Origin of the sequence: Streptomyces sp. SID14436 (genome assembly GCF_010548465.1) — a bacterium.
In the GTDB taxonomy this organism is placed as follows: Bacteria; Actinomycetota; Actinomycetes; order Streptomycetales; family Streptomycetaceae; genus Streptomyces.
Window position 1 is genome coordinate 1 of sequence record NZ_JAAGMD010000152.1, and the last position, 1,760, is coordinate 1,760.

Annotated in this window: 1 protein-coding gene; it reads right to left on the reverse strand. The window is 73.8% G+C overall.

Translation table 11 applies throughout. The features are described from left to right. Positions 1-1,504, reverse strand: a 1,504-nt coding sequence (locus G3I53_RS05725) for an AMP-binding protein (RefSeq protein WP_164438084.1), incomplete at its 3' end; no start/stop codon positions are given. Positions 1,505-1,760 lie beyond the last annotated feature (256 nt).

Genomic DNA, 1,760 nt, shown 5'->3' on the forward strand with positions numbered 1-1,760 from the left:
TCTTGCGCCCGGTGATGGTGAGGTACCCGTCGGCGTCGAGGGAGCCGAGGTCGCCGGTGGCGAACCAGCCGTCGGAGAGCACCTGTCGGCTCGCGTCGGGGTTGTTCCAGTAGGAGCCGAAGACGATGCCGCCCTTGATGTGGACCTCGCCGTCGTCGGCGATGCGCACGGCGGTGCCGGGCACCGGCAGGCCGACCGTGCCGGGGCGCGGGCCGAGCGGCGGGACGACGGTGGCGGCGGCGGTGGTCTCGGTGAGGCCGTACCCCTCGTAGATGAGGATGCCGGCGGTGTAGAAGAAGAGGTTGAGGTCGCGTTCCAGCGGGGAGCCGCCGCTGATGGCGTAGCGCAGGCGGCCGCCGAGTTCCTTGCGGACGCGGCGGTAGACCAGCAGGTCGTAGAGCGCCCAGGCGGCGTACAGGGCGGGGCCCGGGCCCTTGCCGCGGCCGAGGAACCGGTCGAGGTGCGCGGCGCCGAAGCGGACGGCGAGGCGGTGGGCGCGTTCGAAGGAGGCGCCGCGGCCGATCCGCTCGGCGGTGGCGCGGCCGGTGTCGTGGATCTTCTCGAAGAGGTAGGGCACGCCGACGAGGAAGGTCGGGCGGAACGCCTTGAGGGCGGGCCGCAGTTCGTCCGGCTTGATGCTCGGGAAGTGGCCGACCTCGATGCGGGCCGTCAGACAGGCGATCTGGAGGGTGCGGCCGAGGATGTGGGCGAGCGGGAGGAACAGCAGTGTCGAGGCGACCTGGTCGGTGACCTCCTTGAAGATGGGGTGCAGCAGCTCGACCGTGTTGGCGGCCTCGGCGTGCAGGTTGGCGTGGGTGAGGACGCAGCCCTTGGGGCGGCCGGTGGTGCCGGAGGTGTAGCAGATCGTCGCGACGCTGTCCGGGGTGAGGGCGGTGCGCCGCCCGGTGACCTCCTCGTCGGACACGTCCCGGCCGAGGGCGGTGAGCCGGTCGAGGGCCCCGGCGTCGATCTCCCACAGGCGGGGGTGCTCGGAGTGGGCCGCCGTGGCGGCGGTGACGGTGGCGGTGTTCTCCGGGGTCTCGGTGACGACGTGGCGGGCGCCGGAGTCGCGGACGATCCACTCCACCTGGTCCGCGGAGGACGTGGCGTACACGGGCACGGTCACGCCGCCCGCGGACCAGATCGCGAAGTCCAGGACCGACCACTCGTAGCGGGTGCGGGACATCACCGCGACCCGGTCCCCCGGCCGGAGACCGGCCGCGATCAGGCCCTTGGCCACGGCGGTGACCTCCCGGGCGAAGGCCGCCGCCGTGACCGGGTGCCAGGTGCCCTGCCGTTCGCGGCGCAGTACGACGGCGTCCGGCGCCTCAGCGGCGTTGGTGAAGGGGATGTCGGCGGTGCTGCCGGTGGCCGGCCGCGGGGCCAGGGGCGCGGCGCGGACCTCGCGGACGACGCCGTGGCCGTCCGCGACGGTCTCGATGCCGACGCGGGCTGTGAGGCCGGTCCGTCGTCTGGCTCGTTTCAGGTCCCTGCGTACGCCCATGGCGGCTCCCGGTCGCGGCTGGAGGCTGTCGTGCTGGTGCTGCCGTGCTCACTGCGCTACTTACTCCAGAGTAAACTTACCCGGACGTAGGGATCAGTCAACGGCCGGGGCACCACGCGTGCACCCCGGCCGGGCGGCCGGCTAGGTCAGCCGGTCCGCCGTGCGGATCGCCTCGGCCAGTTCGCGGACGGCGTCGTCCTCGGTCCGCGCCGCCAGGTCCCCGGCCCGTTCGGCGAGCCGGCCCAGGCCGGGGGCG